Raw genomic sequence first — 22,407 nt, 5'->3', positions numbered from 1 at the left:
AGCGAATGCTGGCCTTTTGCAGTGAGTCTGGCGTTGCGGCTACTTGCGCACCACCAGCACGGGGCAGGGGGCATGGCGCACTACGGACTCGGCCACGCTGCCTACCAGCAGATGGCTGATGCCCGAGCGACCGTGGCTGCCCATCACCACCAGGTCGGCTTTCTCTTCCTTGGCCTGCACGACGATCTCGTCGGCGGCGCGGCCGAAGCGCACCTCGAAGGTGGCAGGGATCGGCAGGCTGGCGATCAGCTCCTTCATCTGGCTCTTGGCCTGACGCTCCATCTCGTGGGTGATCTCGATGGCGGTCATGTGCAGGATCTTGTAGCTGTCGAAGCCGTGCAGTTGATCCACCACGTGGACCAGTTTGAGTTCGGCCTTGTGGCTCTGGGCCATGAATACGGCATAGTCGAGCACGGCCTGTGACATCTGGGAAAAATCGACCGGACAGAGCAGAGTTTTAATGGATGGCATATGAAGGCTCCCCTATGTTGGGTTACTAATGAATCTTATTGTCAATAATACCGATTCAGCGGGCAATAACCCTCGACTCGCTCGCAAAACCGGGAAAAAGAGGTGCGTTGCCGGCAGATCTTCATATCATGGGGAATGGCTTGGGCGCGGCTGCAAATGGCATCGCCTGCGGAGAAACGGTAAGACATGATTCGTTTGTTGCTTTCATTGACGTTGCTGATTTGCTGGCCGGGTCGGGCCGATCCCCTCTATGTCTATTGCGATGACTGGCCGGGCTTCTGCCAGCCGGATGGCAGGGGCGTCTATCTGGACATAGTGCGGGCCATCTATCAGCCCAACGGTTACCAGGTCATGCCGCGCATCGTGCCCTACAAGCGTGCCCTGGCGGTGATCGCCCAGAAAGGGGGCGACATGGCGATGGGGGTCTATCGGGATGAGGTGAGCGGTGTGCTGCAACCCCGCCATCCCGCCTCGGCCGATGATCTGACGGTGCTGATGCTCAAGAAGTGGCGGCCCCAGTGGCAAGGGGAGCACAGTCTGAGCGGGCAGGGGGTGGTGTGGCTGCGGGGCTGGGCCTTTGACAAGTACATACCTGTCTCCATGCGCTGGCACGAGATTGACAGCCACGACATGGCGCTGCAGTTGTTGGCCAAGGAGCGCTATCGCTACTACCTGACCGCCGGGGTGCTCTACTCGGCGGATTCCATTCCCGCCAACATGCAGCGTATCTTCCTGCGCTGGGTCCCGACCTATCCCATCTTTGCCGATACCGAGAAGGGACGCAGCCTGCAACAGCTCTGGGATCAAGGCATGGTCAATCTGGTGCGACACGGCACCCTGGCCGAGATCTACCGGCGCTACCAGCTCTACGACTATTACCGCGATTTCATCAAGCAGCAGGAGCAGAGGCTAACCCCTGGCAACTAAAGCGCCCTGCGTCGGGGGCTGGTTACCTGTTCAGGAACTTTTCTGTCAGCTTGCCGAGTTGCTGCGCAACTGCTTGGCCAGTCGGTCGTAGAGGATCACGTTGACCGAGGCCACCAGATTCATACAGCCCTTGGGTTGGCTACGTAGAGCCTCTGCTGCTTACTTGGCACGCAGCCGCTTGGCCAGCCGGTCGTAGAGGATCACGTTGACCGAGGCCGCCAGGTTCATGCAGCCCTTGGTTATGGCTACGTAGAGCATCTGCTGTTTACTTGGCACGCAGCTGCTTGGCCAGTCGGTCATAGAGGATCACGTTGACCGAGGCTGCCAGGTTCATGCAGCCGCGTGTCGGGACGTAGATCACCTCCTGCACCGCCTTGAAGCGGGCGGGATCCAGGGTGCCGTCCTCCGGGCCGAAGATGTAGAAGGCGCGCGCCGGGTGCACATAGTCCGGCAGCGAGGTGGCCCCCTCGATCAGATCCACCAGCACCGGCGTGCAGCCGGCCGGCACCATCTCCATCAGGTCGTCGACCCCGAGCAGGGGGATCTTCTCCACCATCTGCTTGGTATCGGTGGCGAAGCGGCGCGCCAGTTCGAAGCGGTTGCCGGTATAGTAGACCTCGTCCGCCCCGTAGCAGCCGGCGGCCCGCATCACGGCCCCCACGTTCTCTGGTGACTTGGGGTTGACCAGCCCGATGCAGCAATAGCCTGCGTCGCCGTGCGGCGCTGACTCGTCCCCCTGTGGTGGCAGGCATTCGTGGTCTGACTCTCTCATCTCGCTCTCCTCTGTGGCGGCCGCATTATACTCCCGCGCCGCCCCTTGCCCAGCCTGGGTATGAACTCCCGCCTGACGGGCCCAACAAGGGGGCGCTTGCACCGTCCCGGCGCAGCCGCTCGGTATCGATCGTCGTCCAGGCGCACCTTGCATCCTGGCGCGGGGTTTGCAGTCATCCCAGGAGAGAGTAAATGCGGCTTATCCGGACAAAGGCGTCCGTCCCCAGCGGGGGCGGGCGCTTTTTTTATGGGCCATGGCAGCGGCGACCCAGGGATGGGGAGTCGGACGACGAGGAGCAAGGGAATGAACACCACCTGTGCCTATTGTGGAGTGGGCTGCGGCATCCGGCTGAGCCGGGAGGGGGATGGCTGGCAGTTGCAGGGGGATGAACAGCATCCGGCCAACGCGGGCGCTCTGTGCGTCAAGGGGGCCAGCCTGCTGGAGAGCCTGGATTTCCCCGATCGCCTGCTCTATCCGCGCTGGCTGGGGCAGCGCATCGGCTGGGAGCAGGCCCTGGATACCCTGGCGGAGCGTTTCACCGCCATTCTGGCCGAATCCGGCCCACAGGCCATCGGCATCTACCTGTCGGGCCAGCTCACCACCGAGGATTACTACGTCGCCAACAAGCTGATGAAGGGGTATCTCGGCAGCGCCAACGTGGACACCAACTCCCGGCTCTGCATGTCGTCGGCGGTGGCGGCCCATCAGCGCGCCTTCGGCGAGGATCTGGTGCCCGCCTGTTACGAGGATCTGGAGCTGGCGGATCTGGTGGTGATCACCGGCGCCAATACCGCCTGGACCCACCCCGTGCTGTTTCGTCGCCTGCAGCAGGCGCGAGCGCGGCGCCCCGAGCTCAGGCTGGTGGTGCTGGACCCGCGCCGCACCATGACGGCGGAGCAGGGGGACCTGCACCTGGCCCTCAGGCCCGGCAGCGACGTGGCGCTGTGGAACGGGCTGTGCCGCTATCTGCTCGATCACGACGGCTGGGACAAGGATTACGTGGCGCGCCATGTGAGCGGCTTCGAGGCGCTGGCGGCGGCGCTGGACGATCCTGCCTGGCAGCTGGAGGCGGTGGCCCAGCGCTGCGACCTGGCGCCAGGGGATCTGCTCGGCTTCTACCGGCTGTTTGCCAGCACCCCCAAAACCGTCACCCTGTTCTGCCAGGGGATCAACCAGTCCAATCAGGGGGTGGACAAGGCCAACGCCATCATCAACGCCCACCTGCTGTGCGGGCGCATCGGCAAGCCGGGGGCAGCCCCCTTCTCCATGACGGGGCAACCCAACGCCATGGGCGGGCGCGAGGTGGGGGGGCTGGCGACCCAGCTGGCGGCCCACATGGGCTTTGGCGAGGCCGAGCGCGATCGGGTGCAGCGTTTCTGGCAGAGCCCGACCATGGTGGATGGCCCCGGCCACAAGGCGGTCGAATTGTTTGAGGCAGTACACCGGGGGGAGATCCGCGCGCTCTGGGTGCTCGGCACCAACCCGGCGGTCTCCCTGCCAGACGGCAACCGGGTGCGCGAGGCGCTGGCTCGCTGCGAGCTGCTGGTGGTCTCCGAGGTGACCGCCAACACCGACACGGCGCGCCTCGCCCACCTGCTGCTGCCCGCCGCCGCCTGGGGGGAGAAGAGCGGCACCGTCACCAACTCGGAGCGCACCATCAGCCGCCAGCGCGCCTTCCTGCCCCTGCCGGGGGAAGCAAAGCCCGACTGGTGGGCGCTGACCCGGCTGGCCCGTCGGCTTGGCTTCGGCGAGGGCTTTGCCTATGAGCACGAGCACGAGATCTTCTGTGAGCATGCCGCCCTGTCGGGCTTTGAGAACGAGGGGCAACGCCAGTTCGACATCTCCGGGCTGGCCCGCCTCAGCCGCGCCGAATTCGAAGCGCTGGTACCCCTGAGCTGGCCGGTCAATGCCCGCTGGCCTCAGGGCCGGGCCCGGCTGTTCGAGGACGGGCGCTTTGCCACCCCGGATGGCCGCGCCCGTCTGTTGCCCCTGGCCCAGCTCTTTCCCCCCGAGCCTGTCGCCGCGCCAGAAGCGGTGCGGCCGCCGGCGGGCCTCTCCTTGTTGCTTAACAGCGGTCGGCTGCGGGATCAGTGGCACACCATGACCCGCACCGGCCACGTGCCGCGTCTGCAGGAGGCCGAGCCCTGGCCCAGGGTACGGCTCGGCGCCGCCAGCCTGCTGGCACTGGGGCTCAAGGAGGGGGATCTGGTGCGCCTCTACAACGGGCTGGGGGAAGCGCGGCTGCTGGTCGGGCTGGACGAGGGGCTGCGTGAGGGGGAGGCCTTCCAGCCCATGCACTGGACCGACCGCCAGTGCAGTCAGGGGGCGGTCAATCGCCTCATTGCCGCCGTGGTGGATCCCCTTTCCGGCCAGCCCATGTTCAAGCAGGGCCGGGTGTGGGCCGATCCGCAGCCGACTCGCTGGCAGGGACTCTGGCTCGGTTGGCGAGACTGGGACGAGCCGCTGGACTGGTGGGCCAGGCGCCCGTTGCCGGAGGGCAACTGCACCCTGCTGGCCTCCTGGTCCGAGGCGCCCGAAGCCTTGTGGCAGCGGCTGGCAACCCAGGGGCGCTGGCTGCGACTGCCGCTGGCGTCGGGCTGGCTCGCCGTGGCGCTGGCCGGGGATCGCATCGACGGCCTGCTGCTGGTGGGGGAGCGGCGCCCGGACATCAAGGTCGAGCTGCTGGCCAGCCTGCTCGGCACCCCGCTGCAGGCGGGGGCCCTGAGCCAGACCCTGAATGCGGCCCTGCTGGGGGAGAGCCGGCTGATCTGCTCCTGCCTGCGGGTGTCGGAGCAGCGCATCGTCGACGCCATCGTGCGGCAGGGAGTGAGCGAGCTGGCGGGGCTGCAGGCCCTGCTCGGCTGCGGCAGCAACTGCGGAACCTGTTTGCCAGAGATCGACAAGCTATTGATTAAGCATGTTTTTATCGCCTCAGCTTAAGAACCTGTACACGATCTTACTGCGAGGCCGTGATCAAGGCTCATGTGCTGCTCGGAATCCTCACGTATATCTATACGCTCCGGTTCCTGCGCTGCGCTTCACCTTGCTGACAGCCTCTCGTGACAGGTCGTGCACAGGTTCTAGGGGGCCGAAACACAAGGAGTCGGTGATGAGCCAAATCAGTCTGGTAGGGGCCGGTCCCGGTCCGCTCGAATTGTTGACCCTGCGCGCGCTGCAGCGGCTCGAGGCGGCGGAGGTGGTGGTCTATGACCGCCTGGTGGGGGAGGAGATCCTGACCCGCATTCCCCAGGGGGCGGCCCGCTTCGACGTGGGCAAGCGCTGCGGCGAGCCGAGCCCGAGTCAGGTGCAGATCAACGCCCTGCTGCTGGCGCTGGCTCGCACCGGCAAGCGGGTGGTGCGGCTCAAGGGGGGCGATCCCCTGGTGTTTGGCCGTGGTGGCGAGGAGGCGCTGCACCTGGCGCGCCACGGCATCGCCGCCGAGCTGGTGCCCGGCATCACGGCGGCGCTTGGCTGCGCCGCCAGCAGCCTGATCCCGCTGACCCACAGGGGGCTGGCCCGTTCCCTGACCCTGGTCACCGGCCACCTGATGGACGAGGGCGACTATCAGGGCTGGCAGGGGCTGACCCGGGCCGGCCACACCCTGGTGTTCTACATGGGGTTGGAGCGGGCGGCCGAGATCCGGCAGGGGCTGCTGGCGGCCGGTGCCTCACCGGATCTGCTGGTGGCGCTGGTGGTGGCAGGTTGCAGCGCCCGCCAGCAAGTCCATGAGACCCGGCTGGACGGGCTGGCGCAGGCCGCCGGGGCCCTGCTCGGCCAGAGCCCGGTGCTGATGATCATGGGGGAGGTGGTGCGCCTGCGGGCCGAGCTGCAGGGCCTGCTGGGACAGGCGCTGGATCGGGTGGCCTGAGCCGCCGTTTTCCCTCTACCTCTACTACCTCCAGAGGAATAAAAAGGGGGTAGATTCAAACAGTTGGCGCTCATGTTGCCTCTGTGGTGACAGACCACAGTGGTGGCAGACCAATCGAATGCCGTTGGCAAGGAGCGCCATGACCATTCTCACTTCAGGGGGCCCCGCGGGCCCCGTTTCCCGCCTGCTGATCCACGCCGACGAACCGGGTCAGGCCAACCGGCTGGCCCTCTTGGTCAGCCAGTATGGCCATCAGCCCAGGATCCTCGACGCTCGCCAGCTGCTGAGCCCGGATGGGCAGGGAGATGCCCTGCTCGTCAGCAGTCGCCGTTTCGACGCCGAGACGCGGCTCGGTCTCTCCCTCTGGCCCGACGTGCCGCGCCTGCTGTTCTGCGAGCGGCTGGGGGGCGAGGCGCAGCAGGCCTTGCTGCAGCAGGGGGTCTTGCTGGTGCCCCACCCGTGCGGGGAGAAGGAGCCGGTGGAGCAGTGGCTGCGGTTGGCCCGCAGCCAGCTGGCCATGGTGCAGGCGCTGGCGCAGACCGAGAGCGAGCTGCGTCAGCAGCTGGTAGAGCGGAGGCTGATCGAGCAGGCCAAGGGGCGGCTGATGCGCCATCAGGGGCTGGACGAGGAGCAGGCCTACCGGCTGATGCGCAGCACCGCCATGAGCCGCCACCTGAGCCTGGGGGAGCTGGCACGGCAACTGCTGCAGGCATTGCCCGCCTGAGAACCGGGTCCACGCGCCTACTGCGAGGCCGTGATCAAGGCTCATGTGCTGCTCGGAATCCTCATTTATGTCTATAAACTCCGGTTCCTGCGCTGCTCTTTACCTTGCTGACGACCTCTCGTGACAGATCGCGAACCGGTTCTGAAGGGACTGGCAAACCGTTTTGGTGCAACGGCGCCTCATTGAGGCGCATAAACGAGCGGGGGAGGCGCACCCGGGCCGCTCAGGGCCCGCCAGCGGCGGTTCGGCCAGATTGGCACGGAAAGTGAATTAACGAACTGACAGAACAAGACGCAGTGGTGAGGCCGCAAGGCTCCACCGGCAACAGGGCAAAGAAGCCTCACCGATCCCGGATCGGTGGGGCTTTTTTTTGGTCGTCATCCTGCAACGAGGCAGGCGGGCGAGAGCCCGGAACAGGAACCGAGCGAGGGAATGGCATGAACAGACGACAAGGATGTGCGGGGATGCTGCTGGCGGTGCTGTCACTGCCGGCGCTGGCCGCGGTGGGGGCGCCCGAGCAGGAGGAGATCAAGCTCGGCTTCATCAAGCTGACCGACATGGCACCGCTGGCGGTGGCCTATGAGCGCGGCTATTTCGAGGACGAGGGGCTCTATGTCACCCTCGAGGCCCAGGCGAACTGGAAGATCCTGCTGGATCGGGTGATCGACGGCGAGCTGGACGGCGCCCAGATGCTGGCGGGCCAGCCCCTGGCGGCTCACATCGGCATCGGTACCCAGGCCGAGCTGGTGACGGCGTTTGCCATGGATCTCAACGGCAACGCCATCACGGTGGCCAAGCCGGTGTGGGCCGCCATGGCGGCCCAACTACCCAAGCCGGTGGCGGGCAAGGTGCCGGCACCGGTGAGCGCCGCCGCCCTCAAGCCGGTGGTGGAGCAATACCGGCAGGCGGGCAAGCCGTTCAACATGGGGATGGTGTTCCCTGTCTCCCCCCACAACTACGAGCTCAGGTACTGGCTGGCGGCCGGCGGCCTTAATCCCGGTTTCTACGCGCCCAAGCTCGGGGACAACTCGGGCCAGCGCCAGGCGGACGTGCTGCTGTCGGTGACGCCGCCGCCGCAGATGCCAGCCACCCTGGAGGCGGGCACCATCGCCGGCTATAGCGTGGGGGAGCCCTGGAACCAGCAGGCGCTCGCCAAGGGGATCGGGGTGCCGGTCATTACCGATCAGGAGATCTGGCGCAACAACCCTGAGAAGGTGTTCGGCGTCACCCGGCAGTGGGCCGAGCGCCACCCCAACGCCCACGTCCGGCTGGTGAAGGCGCTGCTGCGGGCGGCCTGGTGGCTGGATGCCGAGCAGAACGGCAACCGGCGCGAGGCGGCCAAACTCTTGGCAAAACCCGAGTACGTGGGGGCCGACGAGGCAGTGATCGCCAGCTCCATGACCGGCACCTTTGAGTACGGCAAAGGGGACGTACGTCAATTGCCGGACTTCAACGTCTTCTTTCGCCATCACGCTACCTACCCCTACTACTCGGACGCCATCTGGTATCTGACCCAGATGCGGCGCTGGGGCCAGATCCCCGAGGCCAAGCCGGATGCCTGGTTCGAGCAGGTGGCCAAGGCGGTGTATCAACCCGAGGTCTATCGCCAGGCTGCCGAGGCGCTGATCGCCGAGGGCAAGCTCAAGGCGCAGGACTTCCCCGATTTTGCCAGCGAGCAGGGCTATCGCGGCCCTCAGGATGGCTTCATCGACGGCCTCATCTACGACGGCCGCCACCCCAACGCCTATCTGCAGCAGTTCGCCATCGGCCTCAAGGGCGATGAGCGGGTGCAATGAGTGAGGAGCGCGCAATGAAACGACATCAGTGGAAAATCATGGATTGGAAAACCCTGGTGCAGCCCCTGCTCGGTGTGCTGCTGTTCCTCGGCCTTTGGCAGTGGGGGGCGAGCCAGGTGCAGACCAGCCTGGGCACGTTGCCGGGGCCGCTCGCCACCGCCAGCCAGCTCTGGTCGCTGGGTCAGGATCACCTGGCCGAGCGGGAGAAGGCGAGCGCCTTCCTCGAGCGCCAGCGGGTGCGCAACGCCGAGCGGCTGGCCGCGGATCCGGCGGCCGAGGTGAAGCTGCGCCCCTACACGGGGCGCCCCACCTTCTTCGATCAGATTGGGACCAGCTTGCTCACCGTGCTGTGCGGCTTTGGCCTCGCGACCCTGATCGCCATCCCGTGCGGGGTGCTGCTTGGCATGAATCAGGGGCTCTATCGCGCCGCCAACCCGGTGATCCAGCTGCTCAAGCCGGTGTCGCCGCTGGCCTGGCTGCCGATCATCACCCTGGTGGTGAGCGCGCTCTACGCCAGCCCCACTCCCTGGCTTGCAAAGTCCTTCCTCACCTCGGCGCTGACGGTGACCCTCTGCTCCCTCTGGCCGACCCTGATCAACACCGCAGTCGGGGTGGCGGGGCTGGACCGGGATCTGCACAACGTCAGCCGGGTGCTTCGCCTCTCCTTTGTGACCCACGTGCGGCGCATCGTGCTGCCCGGCGCCCTGCCCATGATCTTCACCGGCCTTCGCCTGTCCCTAGGGGTGGCCTGGATGGTGCTGATCGCGGCTGAGATGCTGGCCCAGAACCCGGGGCTCGGCAAGTTCGTGTGGGACGAGTTCCAGAGCGGCGGCTCGGCCTCGCTGGCCCGCATCATGGTGGCGGTGATCACCATAGGCCTCATCGGCTGCGCCCTGGACAGGGGCATGCTGGCTCTGCAGCAGTGGCTGTCCTGGGACAAGCGGCAGGTGCTGCGTTAATCACATTCATATTCAGGCGGGAGAAGAGCCAATGAAGAGTTATCTGCAGTTAAGCGACGTCGGCATCTCGTTCGAGACGGAGCAGGGGCGCTTCGAGGCACTCAGCCGGGTCAACCTGCGCATCGAGCGGGGGGAGTTCGTCTCCCTCATCGGTCACTCCGGCTGCGGCAAGAGTACCGTGCTCAATTTGGTGGCCGGGCTGCTGGAGCCCACCACGGGGGGCATCATCCTCGACGGGCGCGAGGTGGCGGGGCCGGGCCCGGAGCGGGCCATGGTGTTCCAGAACCACGCCCTGCTGCCCTGGCTCAGCGTCCAGCAGAACGTAGCGCTGGCAGTGGCCCAGGTGGAGCCGAACCGGCGGGCGGTGGCGGAGCGGGTGGACTACTACCTCTCCCTGGTGCAGATGGATCACGCCAGCCAGAAGATGCCCCATGAGCTGTCGGGAGGGATGAAGCAGCGGGTCGGCATCGCCCGCGCCCTGTCGCTCTCCCCCAAGGTGCTGCTGATGGACGAGCCGTTCGGTGCCCTCGATGCCCTGACCCGGGCTCATCTGCAGGACGCCCTGATGGCCATCCAGGCGGAGCTTGGCAACACCGTCATCATGATCACCCACGACGTGGACGAGGCGGTGCTGCTCTCCGATCGCATCATCATGATGACCAATGGCCCTAGTGCCACTGTCGGCGAGATCCTGACCGTGGATTTGCCAAGGCCCAGAGACAGGGTGGCCCTTGCGGACGATGGTCACTATCACAAGCTGCGCCAGCAGGTGCTGCGCTTTCTCTACGAGAAGCAGCGCAAGGTGACCCCCCTCAAGGTGGCCGAGCCAGTTCGCAGTCAGCGCCGGGCCTGAGCCCATCGATTCAAGGAAGAGAGATATGGACAACAAGCAGAGAGTACAGGTGGTGGGCAACGGCGTGGATGATGAGATGGACCATCACTGCGTCGAGTCGTCTGAGAGGATGGAGAAACAGCGGCTGCTGGTGGTAGGCAACGGCATGGTGGGTCATCACTTTGTCGAGCAGCTGGTGGCGGCCGGCGGCCTCGAGCGCTTCGAGGTGACGGTATTCGGCGCCGAGCCGGACTCCGCCTACGACAGGGTGCACCTCTCCGAGGTATTCGGTGGCAAGGCGCCCGAGGCGCTGCGGATGGCGGATCCCGCCTGGTATGAGGTGCAGGGCATAGCGTTGCGGCTGGGGGCCGAGGTGGAGGTGCTGGACAGAGATACCCGCACCCTGACCCTGGCCTGTGGCGAGCAGTTCGGTTACGACCGACTGGTGCTGGCGACCGGCTCGGTCCCCTTCGTGCCCCCCATCCCCGGCCATCAGCGGGCGGGTTGCTTCGTCTATCGCACCCTGGCGGATCTCGCCGCCATCCGTGATGCCTGCGCTGGCGCCCGCAGCGGCGTGGTGATCGGCGGTGGCCTGCTCGGGTTGGAGGCGGCCAACGCGCTGCGGCTGCTCGGGCTCAGTACCCGGGTGGTGGAGTTCGCCCCCAGGCTGATGCCGGTGCAGCTCGACGAGAGCGGCGGCGCCGTGCTGCGGGACAAGATCCGGGCGCTCGGGGTCAAGGTGCTGGTGGAGAAGGCCACCGAGTGCATCGAGGATGGGGAGCAGGCCCGCCACCGGCTGCGCTTCAAGGATGGCTCTCACCTGGAGACCGACGTGATCCTGTTCTCGGCCGGCATCAGACCCGCCGACGGGCTGGCCCGGCAGGCCGGGCTGAACATCGGCGAGCGCGGCGGCATCTGCATCGACGACGGCTGCCACAGCTCGGACCCCGCCATCCTCGCTATCGGCGAGTGCGCGCTCTGGCAGGGCCGCATCTTCGGGCTGGTGGCCCCCGGCTACCAGATGGCCCGGGCCGCCGTGGCCAGCCTGTGCGGCGGCGAGAGCCGCTTCGCGGGGGCCGACATGTCCACCAAGCTCAAGCTGATGGGGGTGGACGTAGGCTCCATCGGCGACGCCCACGCCAGCACCGCCGGCGCCCAGGAGCTGCTGTTGCTGGACAGGGTCAACGGCATCTACAAGAAGCTGGTGACCGACGGCGAGGGGAGCCGGCTGCTCGGCGCCATCCTGGTGGGGGACGGCACCGATTATGAGCGACTGCTGCAGTACTACCAGAACGGGGTGGCGCTGCCCCAGCCGCCGCTCTCCCTGCTGGTGGGGGAGGCGGGCGGCGCCCCCGCGCCCCTGGTGCTGCCGGACAGCGCCATCCTCTGCTCCTGCCACAACGTCAGCAAGGGGGCCGTGGTGGCCGCCGTCAAGGCCGGCAATCACGAGCTGGCGGCGGTGAAGAGCTGCACCAAAGCGGGCACCGGCTGCGGTGGCTGCGGCAACCTGCTCAAGCAGGTGGTGGAGCAGACCCTGGAGGATCTCGGGGTCGAGGCGGACAAGGGGCTGTGCGAGCACTTCGCCCACAGCCGTCAGGAGCTCTATCACCTGGCCAGGGTCGGCGAGCTGAAGAGCTTCGAGGCGCTGCGCAACAAGCACGGCAAAGGGCTGGGCTGCGACATCTGCCGGCCGACGGTCGCCTCCATCCTGGCGTCGCTGTGGAACGAGCATGTGCTGGAGCAGCCCCACCGCGCCCTGCAAGACAGCAACGACGCCTTCCTCGCCAACCTGCAAAAGGACGGCACCTACTCGGTGGTGCCGCGCATTCCGGGCGGGGAGATCACCCCGGACGGCCTCATCACCATCGGCGAGGTGGCGCGCAAGTACGGCCTCTACACCAAGATCACCGGCGGCCAGCGCATCGACCTGTTCGGTGCCCGGGTCGATCAGCTGCCCGCCATCTGGGGCGAGCTGGTGGCTGCGGGGTTCGAGACCGGCCAGGCCTACGGCAAGTCGGTACGCACCGTGAAGTCCTGCGTGGGCTCGACCTGGTGCCGCTACGGGGTGCAGGACTCCATGACCCTGACCCAGACCCTGGAGCACCGCTACAAGGGGTTGCGGGCTCCCCACAAGCTGAAGTTTGCGGTCTCTGGCTGCACCCGGGAGTGCGCCGAGGCCCAGAGCAAGGACATCGGCGTCATCGCCACCGAGCGGGGCTGGAACCTCTATGTGTGCGGCAACGGCGGCATGCGGCCGCGCCACGCCGACCTGTTCGCCACCGACCTCGACGAGCAGACCCTGATCCGCTACATCGATCGATTGTTGATGTTCTACGTGCGCACCGGCGATCGGCTGCAGCGCACCTCGGTCTGGATGGAGGGCATGGAGGGGGGGCTCGACTACCTCAAGTCGGTGATCATCGAGGATAGGCTCGGCATCGGCGCCGAGCTGGAGGCCATGATGGAGGGGATAGTCGGCAGCTGGCAGTGCGAGTGGAAGAGCACATTGGCGGATCCGGACAAGCTCAAACTGTTCGAGGCCTTCGTCAACCGGCCCGAGGATCAGACGCCGCCACGGCGGGAGGAGCGGGGTCAGTGGGTGCCGGATATCGCTGTCAAGGCGGTGGTATGAACCGGGCCTACGCGTTGTAAGCCAGCCATCGGCATCAAGGAGAGGGGATGAACGGGGTCAGTGGGTTGCACACCAGCCATCGGCATCAAGGAGAGGGTATGAACGGGGTCAGCGGGTTGCAAGCCAGTCATCACTATCAAGGAGAGGGTATGAACGGTAGCTGTGAGTTGGGCAGCAGTCATGAGGAACGGGAGATGGAGATGAACAGACTCAAGGACGATATGTTGCCATCGGAGCATGGCGAGTGGTTGCGGGCATGCGAGCTGGCGGCCCTGCCGGAGCAGGCAGGGCGCAGCGCCTGGCTGGGGGGCAGGGCGCTGGCGCTGTTCCGACTTGGCGAGCGGGTCTATGCGCTGGACGCGGTGGATCCCCTGACCGGGGTGGCGGTGCTGGGCCGCGGCCTGGTGGGGGATTGCGATGGCGAGCCGGTAGTGGCCTCGCCGCTCCACAAGCAGCGTTACGCCCTGGCGGATGGCCGCTGCCTGGACGACCCGGCATTGCGGGTCGCCTGCTGGCCGGTGATGCACAGTGCCGGCGAGGTCTGGGTGTTGCTGGGCTGAGTGGCACCATCTGAAAACCGTTTTCCTGTCACCGGGTTTTGCCCGGTGATTTTTTGTGCGCAAGCCGACAATTTTTGCACGAGGCGATGGCGGGTAAACGTTTTTCGGAAATAATGGACAAACGTTTGTAACTGGATGTTTGTCTATGACGGAACGTGAGCAAGAGATCCTCGCCCTGCTGCGCCAGGACCCCATGATTGCCCAGCAGGAGCTGGCAGACAGGCTCGGCATCAGCCGCTCGGCGCTGGCGAGCCATATCTCCAGCCTGATGCGCCAGGGCTATGTGCAGGGGCGCGGTTACGTGCTGCGGGAAGGGCCCTACGCCGTGGTGATCGGCGGCGCCAACATGGATATCTGCGGCTGCAGCCACGACAACCTGCGCATCGGCGACTCCAACCCCGGCAAGGTACGCACCTCGGCCGGCGGGGTGGGGCGCAACATCGCCGAGAACCTGGCGCGCCTCGGCACCGACACCCGGCTGCTGAGCGCGGTGGGCAACGATCAATACGGCCATCATCTGCTGGACGTGACCCAGCGTGCCGGCGTCGACGTGCGCCAGGTGCTGATGCTGGATGGCCAGGCCACCTCCTGTTACCTCAGCCTGCACGATGGTAGCGGCGAGATGAGCTGCGCCGTCAACGACATGGCGATCATCGAGCAGCTCACCCCGGCCAGGCTCACCCCCTTGAGCGGTTTTCTCGGTGCGGCCCGGCTCTGGGTGCTCGACACCAACCTCGCCACTCACACCCTCGACTGGCTGTTCGAGCGCCAGGGTGAGCACATCATCTTCGTCGACACCGTCTCGGTGGCCAAGGTGGAGAAGATCCGCCCCTGGCTGCACCGCATCCACACCCTCAAGCCCAACCGCAGCGAGGCGGAGCAGCTGTGCGGCTTCACCATCGCCGGGCCCGACACCTGGCCCATGGCGGCGGCCTGGTTCCACCGCGCCGGGGTGCAGCGGTTGTTCCTGAGCCTCGGCGATCAGGGAATTTTCTATAGCGACGGGGAGTGCCAGGGCCATCTGCCCGTGCTCGGCAGCCCGGTCGTCAACGTGACCGGCGGCGGCGATGCCTTCATGGCAGGGCTGGCCCACGCCTGGTTGCAGGAGCAGGGCATCATGGAGACAACCCGGTTCGCCCTCGGTTGCGCCGCCCTCACCGTCAATTGTTCCGATACCGTCTTTTCCGGCCTATCCAAGGCCGCCGTTGAACGCATGCTGGAGGAGTACCCATGTTGAACGCTTACCTCGATATCCAACCGGTCGTCGCTGAAGCCCTTGCTGCCGGCAAGCCGGTGGTGGCCCTGGAGTCCACCATCATCTCCCACGGCATGCCCTATCCGCAGAACGTGGAGACGGCGCGCCAGGTCGAGCAGGTGGTGCGCGACAACGGCGCCGTGCCGGCCACCATCGCCATCATCGATGGCCGCCTCAAGGTGGGTCTGGATGAGGGGGCGCTGGAGGCGCTGGGCCGGGCCGGTCATGCCGCCACCAAGTGCAGCCGCCGCGACATTCCCTTCGTGCTGGCCAACAAGGGGCTGGGGGCGACCACGGTGGCCTCCACCATGATCATTGCCGCCATGGCCGGGATCCGGGTGTTCGCCACCGGCGGCATCGGCGGGGTGCACCGCGGTGCTCAGGAGACCTTCGACATCTCGGCGGATCTGCAGGAGTTCGCCCAGACCCCGGTGGCGGTGGTCTGCGCCGGTGCCAAGTCGATCCTCGACATCGGTCTGACCCTGGAGTACCTGGAGACCCAGGGCGTGCCGGTGATCGGCTACCAGACCGAGGAGCTGCCCGCCTTCTACACCCGCGAGAGCGGCTTCAAGGTGGATTACCGCCTCGAGAGCCCGGCGGCGATCGCCGAGGCGCTGCGCCTCAAGTGGGAGCTGGGGCTGGCGGGGGGGGCCGTAGTGGCCAACCCGATCCCGACCCAGTTTGCCATGCCTAAGGCCGACATCGACGCCGCCATTGCCCAGGCACTGCGAGAGGCGGACGAGCAGGGAGTGAAGGGCAAGGAGTCCACCCCCTTCCTGCTGGCCCGGGTGTGCGAGCTGACCGGCGGCAACTCGCTGGCGGCCAACATTCAGCTGGTACTGAACAACGCCGCGCTGGGGGCGCGCATCGCCGCCAGCCTGTAACGGCTCGTGGTGAATGAAAAAAAGAGGGCCCACGGGCCCTCTTTTTCATGTTGGCTCGGTGAGCGACGGGGGCGTTATTGCAGTACCAGCCGACCGTGCAGCGGCTGCACGGGGCGGTTGTTGGGGTGGTGCATTACCGCCTTGAAGGCATCGATCTGGGCCTGGCTCACCTGCACCGGCTGTTTCATCACCAGCCAGCGCACCCCTTCCGAGCAGGGCGGCGTGGTCAGCGAGCCGCTGAAGCGGTAGTAGTCGCGTTTGATGGGCAGCAGTTGTTCGGCCGAGATCGGTTCCTTGAAGACGTGGCTCTCTCCCGCCTTGGCTGGCAGCAGCTGCCAGGCCTGGCTCAGGGCCGCATTGGCCTGGCCCGGCTCGAACATCACCGCCACCACCGCCAGCTCACCCTTGGCGTTGACATGCACCAGGTGCCCCTCCAGCGGATAGGAGTGGCCCTTGATGAGGTTTTCACTGGGGGCGTGGAAGTGGAACTGCTTGAGCTCAAAGCGCATGCCGTCGAGCTCAAGGCTGCTGCCCGGGGCATAGTCGACCTGCACCGTGTGGCCGTTGTTGGTGACGCTGCGGCCCCCCGCCAGGTAGTGAAACTGCAGCGGGGCCAGCTCGGCCTTGACCAGACCGTCGAGGTTGACCGGCGACTGGTTGCTGCCTGCACACTGGCCAAATTCCGGGGTCAGTCTGGCCCACTGCGCCGGGCCGGCCTCACCGCTGTATTCCCAATGGGGGGTGGCGGCGAAGGCGGCGGGGCAGAGCAACAGGGCGGCGGCCAACAGGGACTTTCTCATCATGCATCCTTATCTTGATTGACAAGCATGGCGATCCGTTTCCTGTATTGACGAGGAAATAACGGAAGGCATCATCTGAATTGCGGGATACAGAAGGTCAGACGGTATTTTTATTATTGGCTGGGTGATCACCGACGATATTTATGATGTATTTAATATGAATCTAAATAATGGGCGGTCACGCCTGCATATTGAATAATCGCTTTATTCAATGACAGCAATCTAATTAATTGGCTGTTATCGCAGATGAATTTGCTCATAATTCATTCATCAGAATTTAGCTCTTTTTTGCCACGCAAGTCCCCGCCATAAGTCCGTCTGCAATATATTAATTCATTGTTTTTAATGTGGTTTTTGTTGGTCTCATTTGATCTTGAACAAATAATGCACAGGCTTTCCCGGGCAGGCTGAGGCTGCTGTTATGCACAGCCACAAGGGAGAGAGAAAAAATGAATAAATATTGTCTGTTGCTGGCGCTGGGCCTGCCAGGGATGGGGTGGGCGAACGAGCCGATCCAGCCGGTGGAAGCGGCCAAGGTGAGCGCACCGGAAAAAGTCGAGCTGGGCAAGATGCTGTTCTTCGAGCCGCGGCTCTCGAAATCCAACGCCATCTCCTGCAACTCCTGCCACAACCTGGCGACCGGCGGGGTAGACAACCAGGTCAGTTCCCTCGGCCACAAGTGGAAGGAGGGGCCGATCAACTCGCCCACCGTGCTCAACTCCAGCCTCAACTTCGTGCAGTTCTGGGATGGTCGCGCCAAGGATCTGCAGGCGCAGGCGGCGGGCCCCATCGAGAATCCGCTGGAGATGGCCTTCACCCACAAGCTGGCGGTAGAGACCCTGCACACCCTGCCCGAGTACCGGGCCCGGTTCAGCGCCGTGTACGGCAAGGCGGACTTCGGCATCGACGAGGTGACCGATGCCATCGCCGCCTTCGAGGAGACCCTGGTCACCCCCAACGCGCCGTTCGATCGCTGGCTGAAGGGAGATGCCAAGGCGCTGACCGCGCAGCAGTTGAAGGGTTATCAGCTGTTCAAGGATAAGGGCTGCACCGCCTGCCACAACGGGGTGGCCATCGGCGGCAACTCCTACCAGAAGATGGGGCTGGTCAAGCCGTTCAAGACCGACAACCCGGCCCAGGGACGCGGCGGGGTGACCGGCGAGAAGCAGTTCATCGGCTGGTTCAAGGTGCCGACCCTGCGCAACATCGAGCTGACCTACCCCTACTTCCACGACGGATCTGTGTGGGATCTGAAGGAGGCGGTGCAGATCATGGCGGACATCCAGCTCGGCCAGACCCTGAGCGAGCAGGAGGCGGACGACATGACCGCCTACCTCAAGAGCCTGACCGGCGAGCAGCCGCAGATAGTGTTGCCTATTCTGCCGCCCTCCCAACCCGATACCCCCAGGCCTCAGGTCAAGAGCTGAGCGGGAGTGATGATTGCAGCGGAGCCACCGGCTCCGCTTTTTCATGCCTATCTATCTGATAAGCCAGTCAAAGTTGCTGCACTGACACAATGACAAAGGGATGACAATCCCCCAGCTGGCGGCGCCGATTTTACCGATTTGCAGCCCTCTTCACATTTCCGGCACGCTCACAATTTGTTCGATTGCCTTACTCATCCGACCTGGTGTCAAATCACTCCGCCTAATACAAGGAGTGGCATAATAATGAATAATATCAATAAATTAGTTCTGGCTATCGGATTCACTCTCACCACCTTCCCGAGCCTGGCGGCGGGTTTCCAATGCAAGGATCACGTCAAGCTCGGGGTGCCCAGCCAATCCAGTCAACTGCTGTGCCGGGACGGCTATGCCGCCGGTTACAACTACGACACCAAGGTCTCTGACTGGGTCTCTTACCGGATGACGGCCGCCAGCGCCCAAGGCCAGGTGCCGCGCAAGGATGCCTTTGCCGAGGACAAGGAGGTGCCGGTGCAGTTCCGCGCCACCCTGGCCGACTACAAGGGCTCCGGTTATGACCGCGGCCATCAGGCGCCGGCGGCGGACATGCGCTCCACCGCCACCACCATGAAGCAGAGCTTCCTGCTGACCAACATGACCCCGCAGCTGCCGGCGCTCAACCAGGGGGCCTGGCGCATCCTGGAAGAGAAAACCCGGCAGTGGGCCATCGCCTATCAGGATGTCTATGTGATCACCGGCCCCATCTTCACCAACTCCGATGCCTCCATCGGCAACGGCGTGACCGTGCCCCACGCCTATTACCGGGTGGTGATGGATGTAGCCAACAAGGAGGCGATCGCCTTCATCCTGCCGCAGCAGAACGTGTCGGCCAGCAAGCTGGCAGACTACATAGTGACGGTGGATGCGGTGGAGGAGCAGACCGGACTCGACTTCTTCGCCGAGCTGCCGGATGAGCAGGAAGAGGCCATGGAGTCTCAGCTGATGGCCATGTGGGGCAACTGAGCCCGGTCATGAGCACCATGAAAACAGGGGCCGCGGCCCCTGTTTTCATTTGCTCAGTTCATCCCCGACCTTCTTGACGGTATCCCGGGTGCCGTGGCCGATCTCCCGGGTCACGTCGCGGGTGGTGTGGCCAATTTCGCGGGTTACGTTGCGAGTGGTGTGCCCCACGGTTCTGCCCGCCTCCTTGATGTCGGCGCAGCCGCCGAGCAGGCTGCCCAGGGTCAGGCCGATCGCCATCAGGGTCATGCAGTCACGCCTCATGCCGTGCTCCTTCTCGTTTCATCATCATCTCCATGCCGATGGCGGCATTATGGCCTCGTGTGCAATGGGCGGGCAACCAGCAGGGTGTGGCCCGGCCCCGGGATCTCGTGCTCGGCCTCCACGTGAAAGTGGGCCTCGCGCAGGCACTGGTACAGCTGTTTGGAGTGGTAGAAGCGGCTGTTGCCGTTGGCCAGACAGGTGAAGTAGAGGGAGGTGGCGTTGAGACTGAAACTGGCGGCTTCAAAGGATTGCCTGTCCCAGAACAGCTCCAGGATGCAGACCCGGGCGTCCGGTTTCATGGCCAGCCGGACCCGGTTCAGGATGGCGACGATCTGCGCGTGGCTGAAGCAGTCGAGAAACTGGCTCATCCACCAGATGTCCGCCTCGCCGGGCAGGGGGCCCGCTTGCAGCAGATCCACCGGGTGGCCATGCACCCGCGTCGCCAGCCCCGCCTCCTCGATGTTGCGGCGGGCCAGTGCCAGCTGCTCGGGCAAGTCCAGGATGGTGACCTGCAGCGCCGGATCCCGCCTGGCACAGGCGATGGCCCACTTGCCGGTGTTGCCGCCCAGATCGTAGAGGTGGCGCGGCTCGTAGCCGAACACCTTGTCCTGGGCCTGCTGGAAGGCCCAGTCGGAGTAGAAGTGATCGAAGGCGAACCAGCTGCGGCGGGCCGGTTCGGGCAGCTCGCTCAGGTGCGGATAGAGGGTCTGCCAGGGGCCGAACTCCTGCAGACCGGCCGGGGTGCCGTCACGGATGGCGTCGAGCAGGTGGGCGAGGGGCTGATAGCAGACGTGCTGGGTGAAGTCGAGATTGACCCGGCTCATGGCGTCGTGCAGCAGGTATTTGCCGACCCGGCCCAGCACATAGTGCTCCTCGCTCAGATAGCAGAGTCCGCCGCCGAGCCCCATGTCCAGCAGCACGCCGGCGCCATATTCGCTGAGCTGACACGCCTGGGCGATGTCGGCCAGCGCGGCCCCCTGCGAGCCGCGGGTCTCGAGATAGGCCAGTACCCCGGTTTCACGCAGGCACCAGCTGGCCTGAAACAACATGGGCCCGAAGGCGATTTTCTGGGCCTCGCTGATGGCTTCCAGCGCGTTGTAGGGGTCCGCCTGATAGTGATTCACGGGGTGGCTCCTGCCGGATCAGCGGCTCTGGGTGCGGGCGAGTTCCGCTTGAATGGCTTGGTTCAGACCCAGTACCCAGCGGTTATAACTGCGGTGGATGCTGCCCTTGCCTTTGTCGTCCAGATTGACGCTGCTCACATAATTAATGGAATAATCGCGAGCGCTATAAGGAATATTGATCACCGCCTGATGCTGGCGCACATTGACTTGGCCTCGAATTAGTCCTGGCTGCTCCTGGCGCATTACCCAGCTCTTGCTGATGCCGGCCGTAATAATGGCATTGGCCACCTGTTCTTCGGTCAGATTGAAGGGCACCGGATTGGCTGCCATATTGCGAATTGGCTGGCTGGTGGAGCAGGCGGCAAGCAGGGCACAGGCCAGCAGTAGGGATATTTTATTAATGAGTTTCATAATATTTTCCTTGGGAAGGATATTCATCAATTTGGGCGTGGCAATGAGACAACACAAATAGTTTATTTTCAATCACCAAGGCGGTTGATAATCTGCGCTGGCTATTATTTTTGATGAATAATGGTATTATCCGCCGGTATTAAGCCGATGACGCCATTCAATGTCGTGGAGCAGGCACTGCCCGCCGGGTGAGTGCCTTTTATCGTCTTCGCGTCCACCCATCGATGTAAGGACAGGTTGCCCGAAACATGCTCTCTTTCTCGCTGCTGGATAGTCAGGCCCTGTCACCCGGTCTGGCCGATGAGGCTGCCTGGCAGGCGTGGGCGCAGCAGGGCCGCTGGCCGGTCGACCCGCCGTTTCCCGCCACCCCCTTGCTGCCGATGATGATGGCGCGCCGCCTGAGTCAGGGCGCCCGGCTGGCGGTGCAGGTGGGGCTGAGCCTGCTGGCCCGCCACCAGATAGACAGTGCCGTCTTCGTCAGCCGCCACGGCGAGCTGGCCCGCTCCATGACCCTGTTGCAGGCGCTGGCAAACGGGCAGGCGCTGTCGCCCACCGATTTCTCCATGTCGGTGCACAACACCGCCGCCGGGCTCTGCTCCATTCAGGGCAAGGCCGCCATCCCCATGACCTCGCTGGCCGCGGGGGAGAACAGCCTGATGGCGGGCCTGACCGAAGCGGTCTGCGCCCTGCAGGCCGGTGCCCGTCGGGTGTTGCTGGTGGCCTTCGAGGGGCCGGTGCCGGCGTTTCACCGCCCCTGGCTGGCGCAAGAGGCGCCACCCCACGCGCTGGGGCTGGTGCTGACGGCGGGCGACCAGTGGCGCTGCGCGGGGGCGCGTGGCACCGCCGCGTCGGCTGCCCGCCCGCTGCCGCAGAGTCTGGCCTGCTGGCGTGCCCTGCTGAGAGGCGAGCCGACCCTGAGCCTCGCTGACGACCGTCAGGAGTGGAGATGGCAGCGTTGCTGAACCGGGGCTGGCGGCTGATCGGCACGGCTCTGGGCTTCACCCTGTTCGGGGTGGGGGGCTTGCTACTCTCCCTGTTCTGGTTTCCGCTGCTGGCGCTCTGTCTGCGCGGCGAGCGGCGCCGTACCCTGGCCCAGCTCACCATCCGCCACAGCTTTCGGCTGTTTCTCGGCGTGCTGCGCGGCTGGGGAGTGCTCGATTACCGCGTGAGCGGCATGCCCGCCCACTTGCGCGGTGCCCTGGTGGTGGCCAATCACCCCAGCCTGCTCGATTACGTCATGCTGGCGGCCGAGATGCCGGTGTGCGACTGCATCGTCAAGCAGTCCCTCTGGCGCAACCCCTTCATCGGCGGCGTGGTGCGGGCGGCCGACTACCTGCCCAACGTGGCAGGCGAGGATCTGCTGGCCCTGTGCCAGGGGCGGATCCGGGCCGGCGGCCTGCTCTTGGTGTTCCCGGAGGGAACCCGCACCACCCCGGGCGAACCCATCAAGCTGCAGCGCGGCGCGGCCCAGCTGGCGGTGCGCAGCCAGGTGCCGTTGCAACTGGTGCGGATCCACTGCAGCACCCGATTTCTCACCAAGCAGGACAAATGGTTCAAGATCCCGGAAAATAAGCCGATTTTCACCATAGAATTCCTGCAGCAAGTGGCGGCGGACGAGGTGGTCGCTACCGGCCAGAGCAGTGCGCTGGCCGCCCGCCAGTTGACCCGGTTTCTCACCCAGGCCCTGCAACCGGGGCCCCAATGA

The 22,407-nt window shown here is 65.1% G+C and carries 22 protein-coding genes; 15 read left to right on the top strand and 7 right to left on the bottom strand.

Going from position 1 to position 22,407, the window contains the following annotated elements; all coding sequences use genetic code 11:
- Positions 1–39: 39 nt before the first annotated feature.
- The gene (locus AHA_RS17300) at positions 40–471 is read right to left on the bottom strand and encodes a universal stress protein (protein WP_011707183.1); all 432 of its coding nucleotides are present in this window, start codon (positions 469–471) and stop codon (positions 40–42) included.
- A 186-nt stretch (positions 472–657) separates the two neighbouring features.
- Between AHA_RS17300 and AHA_RS17295 the strand changes: the two genes are divergently transcribed.
- Positions 658–1,398 (top strand): hypothetical protein, encoded by a 741-nt coding sequence (locus AHA_RS17295; protein WP_011707182.1) that lies wholly within the window; start codon positions 658–660, stop codon positions 1,396–1,398.
- Between the two features lie 159 nt (positions 1,399–1,557).
- Here the strand turns inward: AHA_RS17295 and AHA_RS17285 are convergent, their stop codons facing one another.
- Both AHA_RS17285 and AHA_RS17280 read right to left on the bottom strand, forming a co-directional pair.
- Positions 1,558–1,656, bottom strand: a complete 99-nt coding sequence (locus AHA_RS17285; RefSeq protein WP_164927732.1) for an RNA methyltransferase — start codon at positions 1,654–1,656, stop codon at positions 1,558–1,560.
- A gap of 7 nt (positions 1,657–1,663) precedes the next feature.
- The gene (locus tag AHA_RS17280; RefSeq protein WP_011707180.1) at positions 1,664–2,170 is read right to left on the bottom strand and encodes an RNA methyltransferase; all 507 of its coding nucleotides are present in this window, start codon (positions 2,168–2,170) and stop codon (positions 1,664–1,666) included.
- Positions 2,171–2,473: 303 nt separating this feature from the next.
- Between AHA_RS17280 and AHA_RS17275 the strand changes: the two genes are divergently transcribed.
- From AHA_RS17275 to AHA_RS17230, 10 genes are all read left to right on the top strand, one after another.
- Positions 2,474–5,110, top strand: a complete 2,637-nt coding sequence (locus AHA_RS17275; protein WP_011707179.1) for a nitrate reductase — start codon at positions 2,474–2,476, stop codon at positions 5,108–5,110.
- Positions 5,111–5,279: 169 nt separating this feature from the next.
- Positions 5,280–6,038 carry a uroporphyrinogen-III C-methyltransferase gene (gene cobA, locus AHA_RS17270; RefSeq protein WP_011707178.1) on the top strand — a complete coding sequence of 253 codons (759 nt, stop codon included), beginning with the start codon at positions 5,280–5,282 and terminating at the stop codon, positions 6,036–6,038.
- Between the two features lie 139 nt (positions 6,039–6,177).
- Positions 6,178–6,762: an ANTAR domain-containing response regulator gene (locus tag AHA_RS17265; protein ID WP_011707177.1), complete on the top strand. Its 585-nt coding sequence runs from the start codon at positions 6,178–6,180 to the stop codon at positions 6,760–6,762.
- Positions 6,763–7,199: 437 nt separating this feature from the next.
- Positions 7,200–8,558, top strand: coding sequence for a CmpA/NrtA family ABC transporter substrate-binding protein (locus tag AHA_RS17260; protein WP_237701916.1), 1,359 nt, complete (start codon positions 7,200–7,202; stop codon positions 8,556–8,558).
- A 38-nt stretch (positions 8,559–8,596) separates the two neighbouring features.
- Positions 8,597–9,517 carry an ABC transporter permease gene (locus tag AHA_RS17255; RefSeq protein ID WP_237701914.1) on the top strand — a complete coding sequence of 307 codons (921 nt, stop codon included), beginning with the start codon at positions 8,597–8,599 and terminating at the stop codon, positions 9,515–9,517.
- Positions 9,518–9,548: 31 nt separating this feature from the next.
- Positions 9,549–10,370 carry an ABC transporter ATP-binding protein gene (locus AHA_RS17250; RefSeq protein ID WP_011707174.1) on the top strand — a complete coding sequence of 274 codons (822 nt, stop codon included), beginning with the start codon at positions 9,549–9,551 and terminating at the stop codon, positions 10,368–10,370.
- A 25-nt stretch (positions 10,371–10,395) separates the two neighbouring features.
- The gene (gene nirB, locus AHA_RS17245; RefSeq protein WP_011707173.1) at positions 10,396–12,981 is read left to right on the top strand and encodes a nitrite reductase large subunit NirB; all 2,586 of its coding nucleotides are present in this window, start codon (positions 10,396–10,398) and stop codon (positions 12,979–12,981) included.
- 200 nt (positions 12,982–13,181) lie between these two features.
- Positions 13,182–13,541 carry a nitrite reductase small subunit NirD gene (gene nirD, locus AHA_RS17240; protein WP_164927731.1) on the top strand — a complete coding sequence of 120 codons (360 nt, stop codon included), beginning with the start codon at positions 13,182–13,184 and terminating at the stop codon, positions 13,539–13,541.
- 145 nt (positions 13,542–13,686) lie between these two features.
- Positions 13,687–14,778 (top strand): PfkB family carbohydrate kinase, encoded by a 1,092-nt coding sequence (locus AHA_RS17235; RefSeq protein WP_024943589.1) that lies wholly within the window; start codon positions 13,687–13,689, stop codon positions 14,776–14,778.
- A complete protein-coding gene (locus AHA_RS17230) occupies positions 14,772–15,680 on the top strand; it encodes a pseudouridine-5'-phosphate glycosidase (RefSeq protein ID WP_011707170.1) in 909 nt (302 codons plus the stop codon). The genes AHA_RS17235 and AHA_RS17230 overlap by 7 nt, the downstream gene beginning before the upstream one ends.
- A gap of 74 nt (positions 15,681–15,754) precedes the next feature.
- Here the strand turns inward: AHA_RS17230 and AHA_RS17225 are convergent, their stop codons facing one another.
- Positions 15,755–16,480, bottom strand: a complete 726-nt coding sequence (locus AHA_RS17225; RefSeq protein ID WP_011707169.1) for a carbonic anhydrase — start codon at positions 16,478–16,480, stop codon at positions 15,755–15,757.
- Positions 16,481–16,929: 449 nt separating this feature from the next.
- On the opposite strand from AHA_RS17225, the gene AHA_RS17220 reads away from it, so the two are divergent.
- Together AHA_RS17220 and AHA_RS17215 are read left to right on the top strand one after the other, a co-directional pair.
- Positions 16,930–17,907, top strand: coding sequence for a cytochrome-c peroxidase (locus tag AHA_RS17220; protein ID WP_011707168.1), 978 nt, complete (start codon positions 16,930–16,932; stop codon positions 17,905–17,907).
- Between the two features lie 243 nt (positions 17,908–18,150).
- On the top strand, positions 18,151–18,906 hold the full coding sequence (locus AHA_RS17215; RefSeq protein WP_011707167.1) for a DNA/RNA non-specific endonuclease: 756 nt from the start codon (positions 18,151–18,153) through the stop codon (positions 18,904–18,906).
- Positions 18,907–18,951: 45 nt separating this feature from the next.
- On the opposite strand, the gene AHA_RS17210 is transcribed toward AHA_RS17215, so the two are convergent.
- Genes AHA_RS17210 through AHA_RS17200 form a run of 3 tightly spaced genes read right to left on the bottom strand, consistent with a single transcriptional unit; the run spans position 18,952 to position 20,774 of the window.
- Complete coding sequence (locus tag AHA_RS17210) at positions 18,952–19,167, bottom strand: hypothetical protein (protein ID WP_011707166.1); 216 nt, start codon at positions 19,165–19,167, stop codon at positions 18,952–18,954.
- A 47-nt stretch (positions 19,168–19,214) separates the two neighbouring features.
- Entirely contained in the window at positions 19,215–20,291 is a 1,077-nt protein-coding gene (locus AHA_RS17205) for a methyltransferase (RefSeq protein ID WP_011707165.1), read from the bottom strand.
- An 18-nt stretch (positions 20,292–20,309) separates the two neighbouring features.
- Positions 20,310–20,774, bottom strand: a complete 465-nt coding sequence (locus tag AHA_RS17200) for a hypothetical protein (RefSeq protein ID WP_011707164.1) — start codon at positions 20,772–20,774, stop codon at positions 20,310–20,312.
- 176 nt (positions 20,775–20,950) lie between these two features.
- Here AHA_RS17200 and AHA_RS17195 point away from each other — a divergent pair, with 176 nt between their 5' ends.
- On the top strand, positions 20,951–21,664 hold the full coding sequence (locus AHA_RS17195) for a beta-ketoacyl synthase chain length factor (protein WP_011707163.1): 714 nt from the start codon (positions 20,951–20,953) through the stop codon (positions 21,662–21,664).
- Entirely contained in the window at positions 21,649–22,407 is a 759-nt protein-coding gene (locus tag AHA_RS17190; protein WP_011707162.1) for a lysophospholipid acyltransferase family protein, read from the top strand. Before AHA_RS17195 ends, AHA_RS17190 begins: the two co-directional genes overlap by 16 nt.

Origin of the sequence: Aeromonas hydrophila subsp. hydrophila ATCC 7966 (assembly GCF_000014805.1) — a bacterium.
GTDB lineage: Bacteria > Pseudomonadota > Gammaproteobacteria > Enterobacterales > Aeromonadaceae > Aeromonas > Aeromonas hydrophila.
The sequence above is the reverse complement of the archived record's forward strand: the minus strand, read 5'-3'. Positions and strand labels throughout refer to the sequence as shown.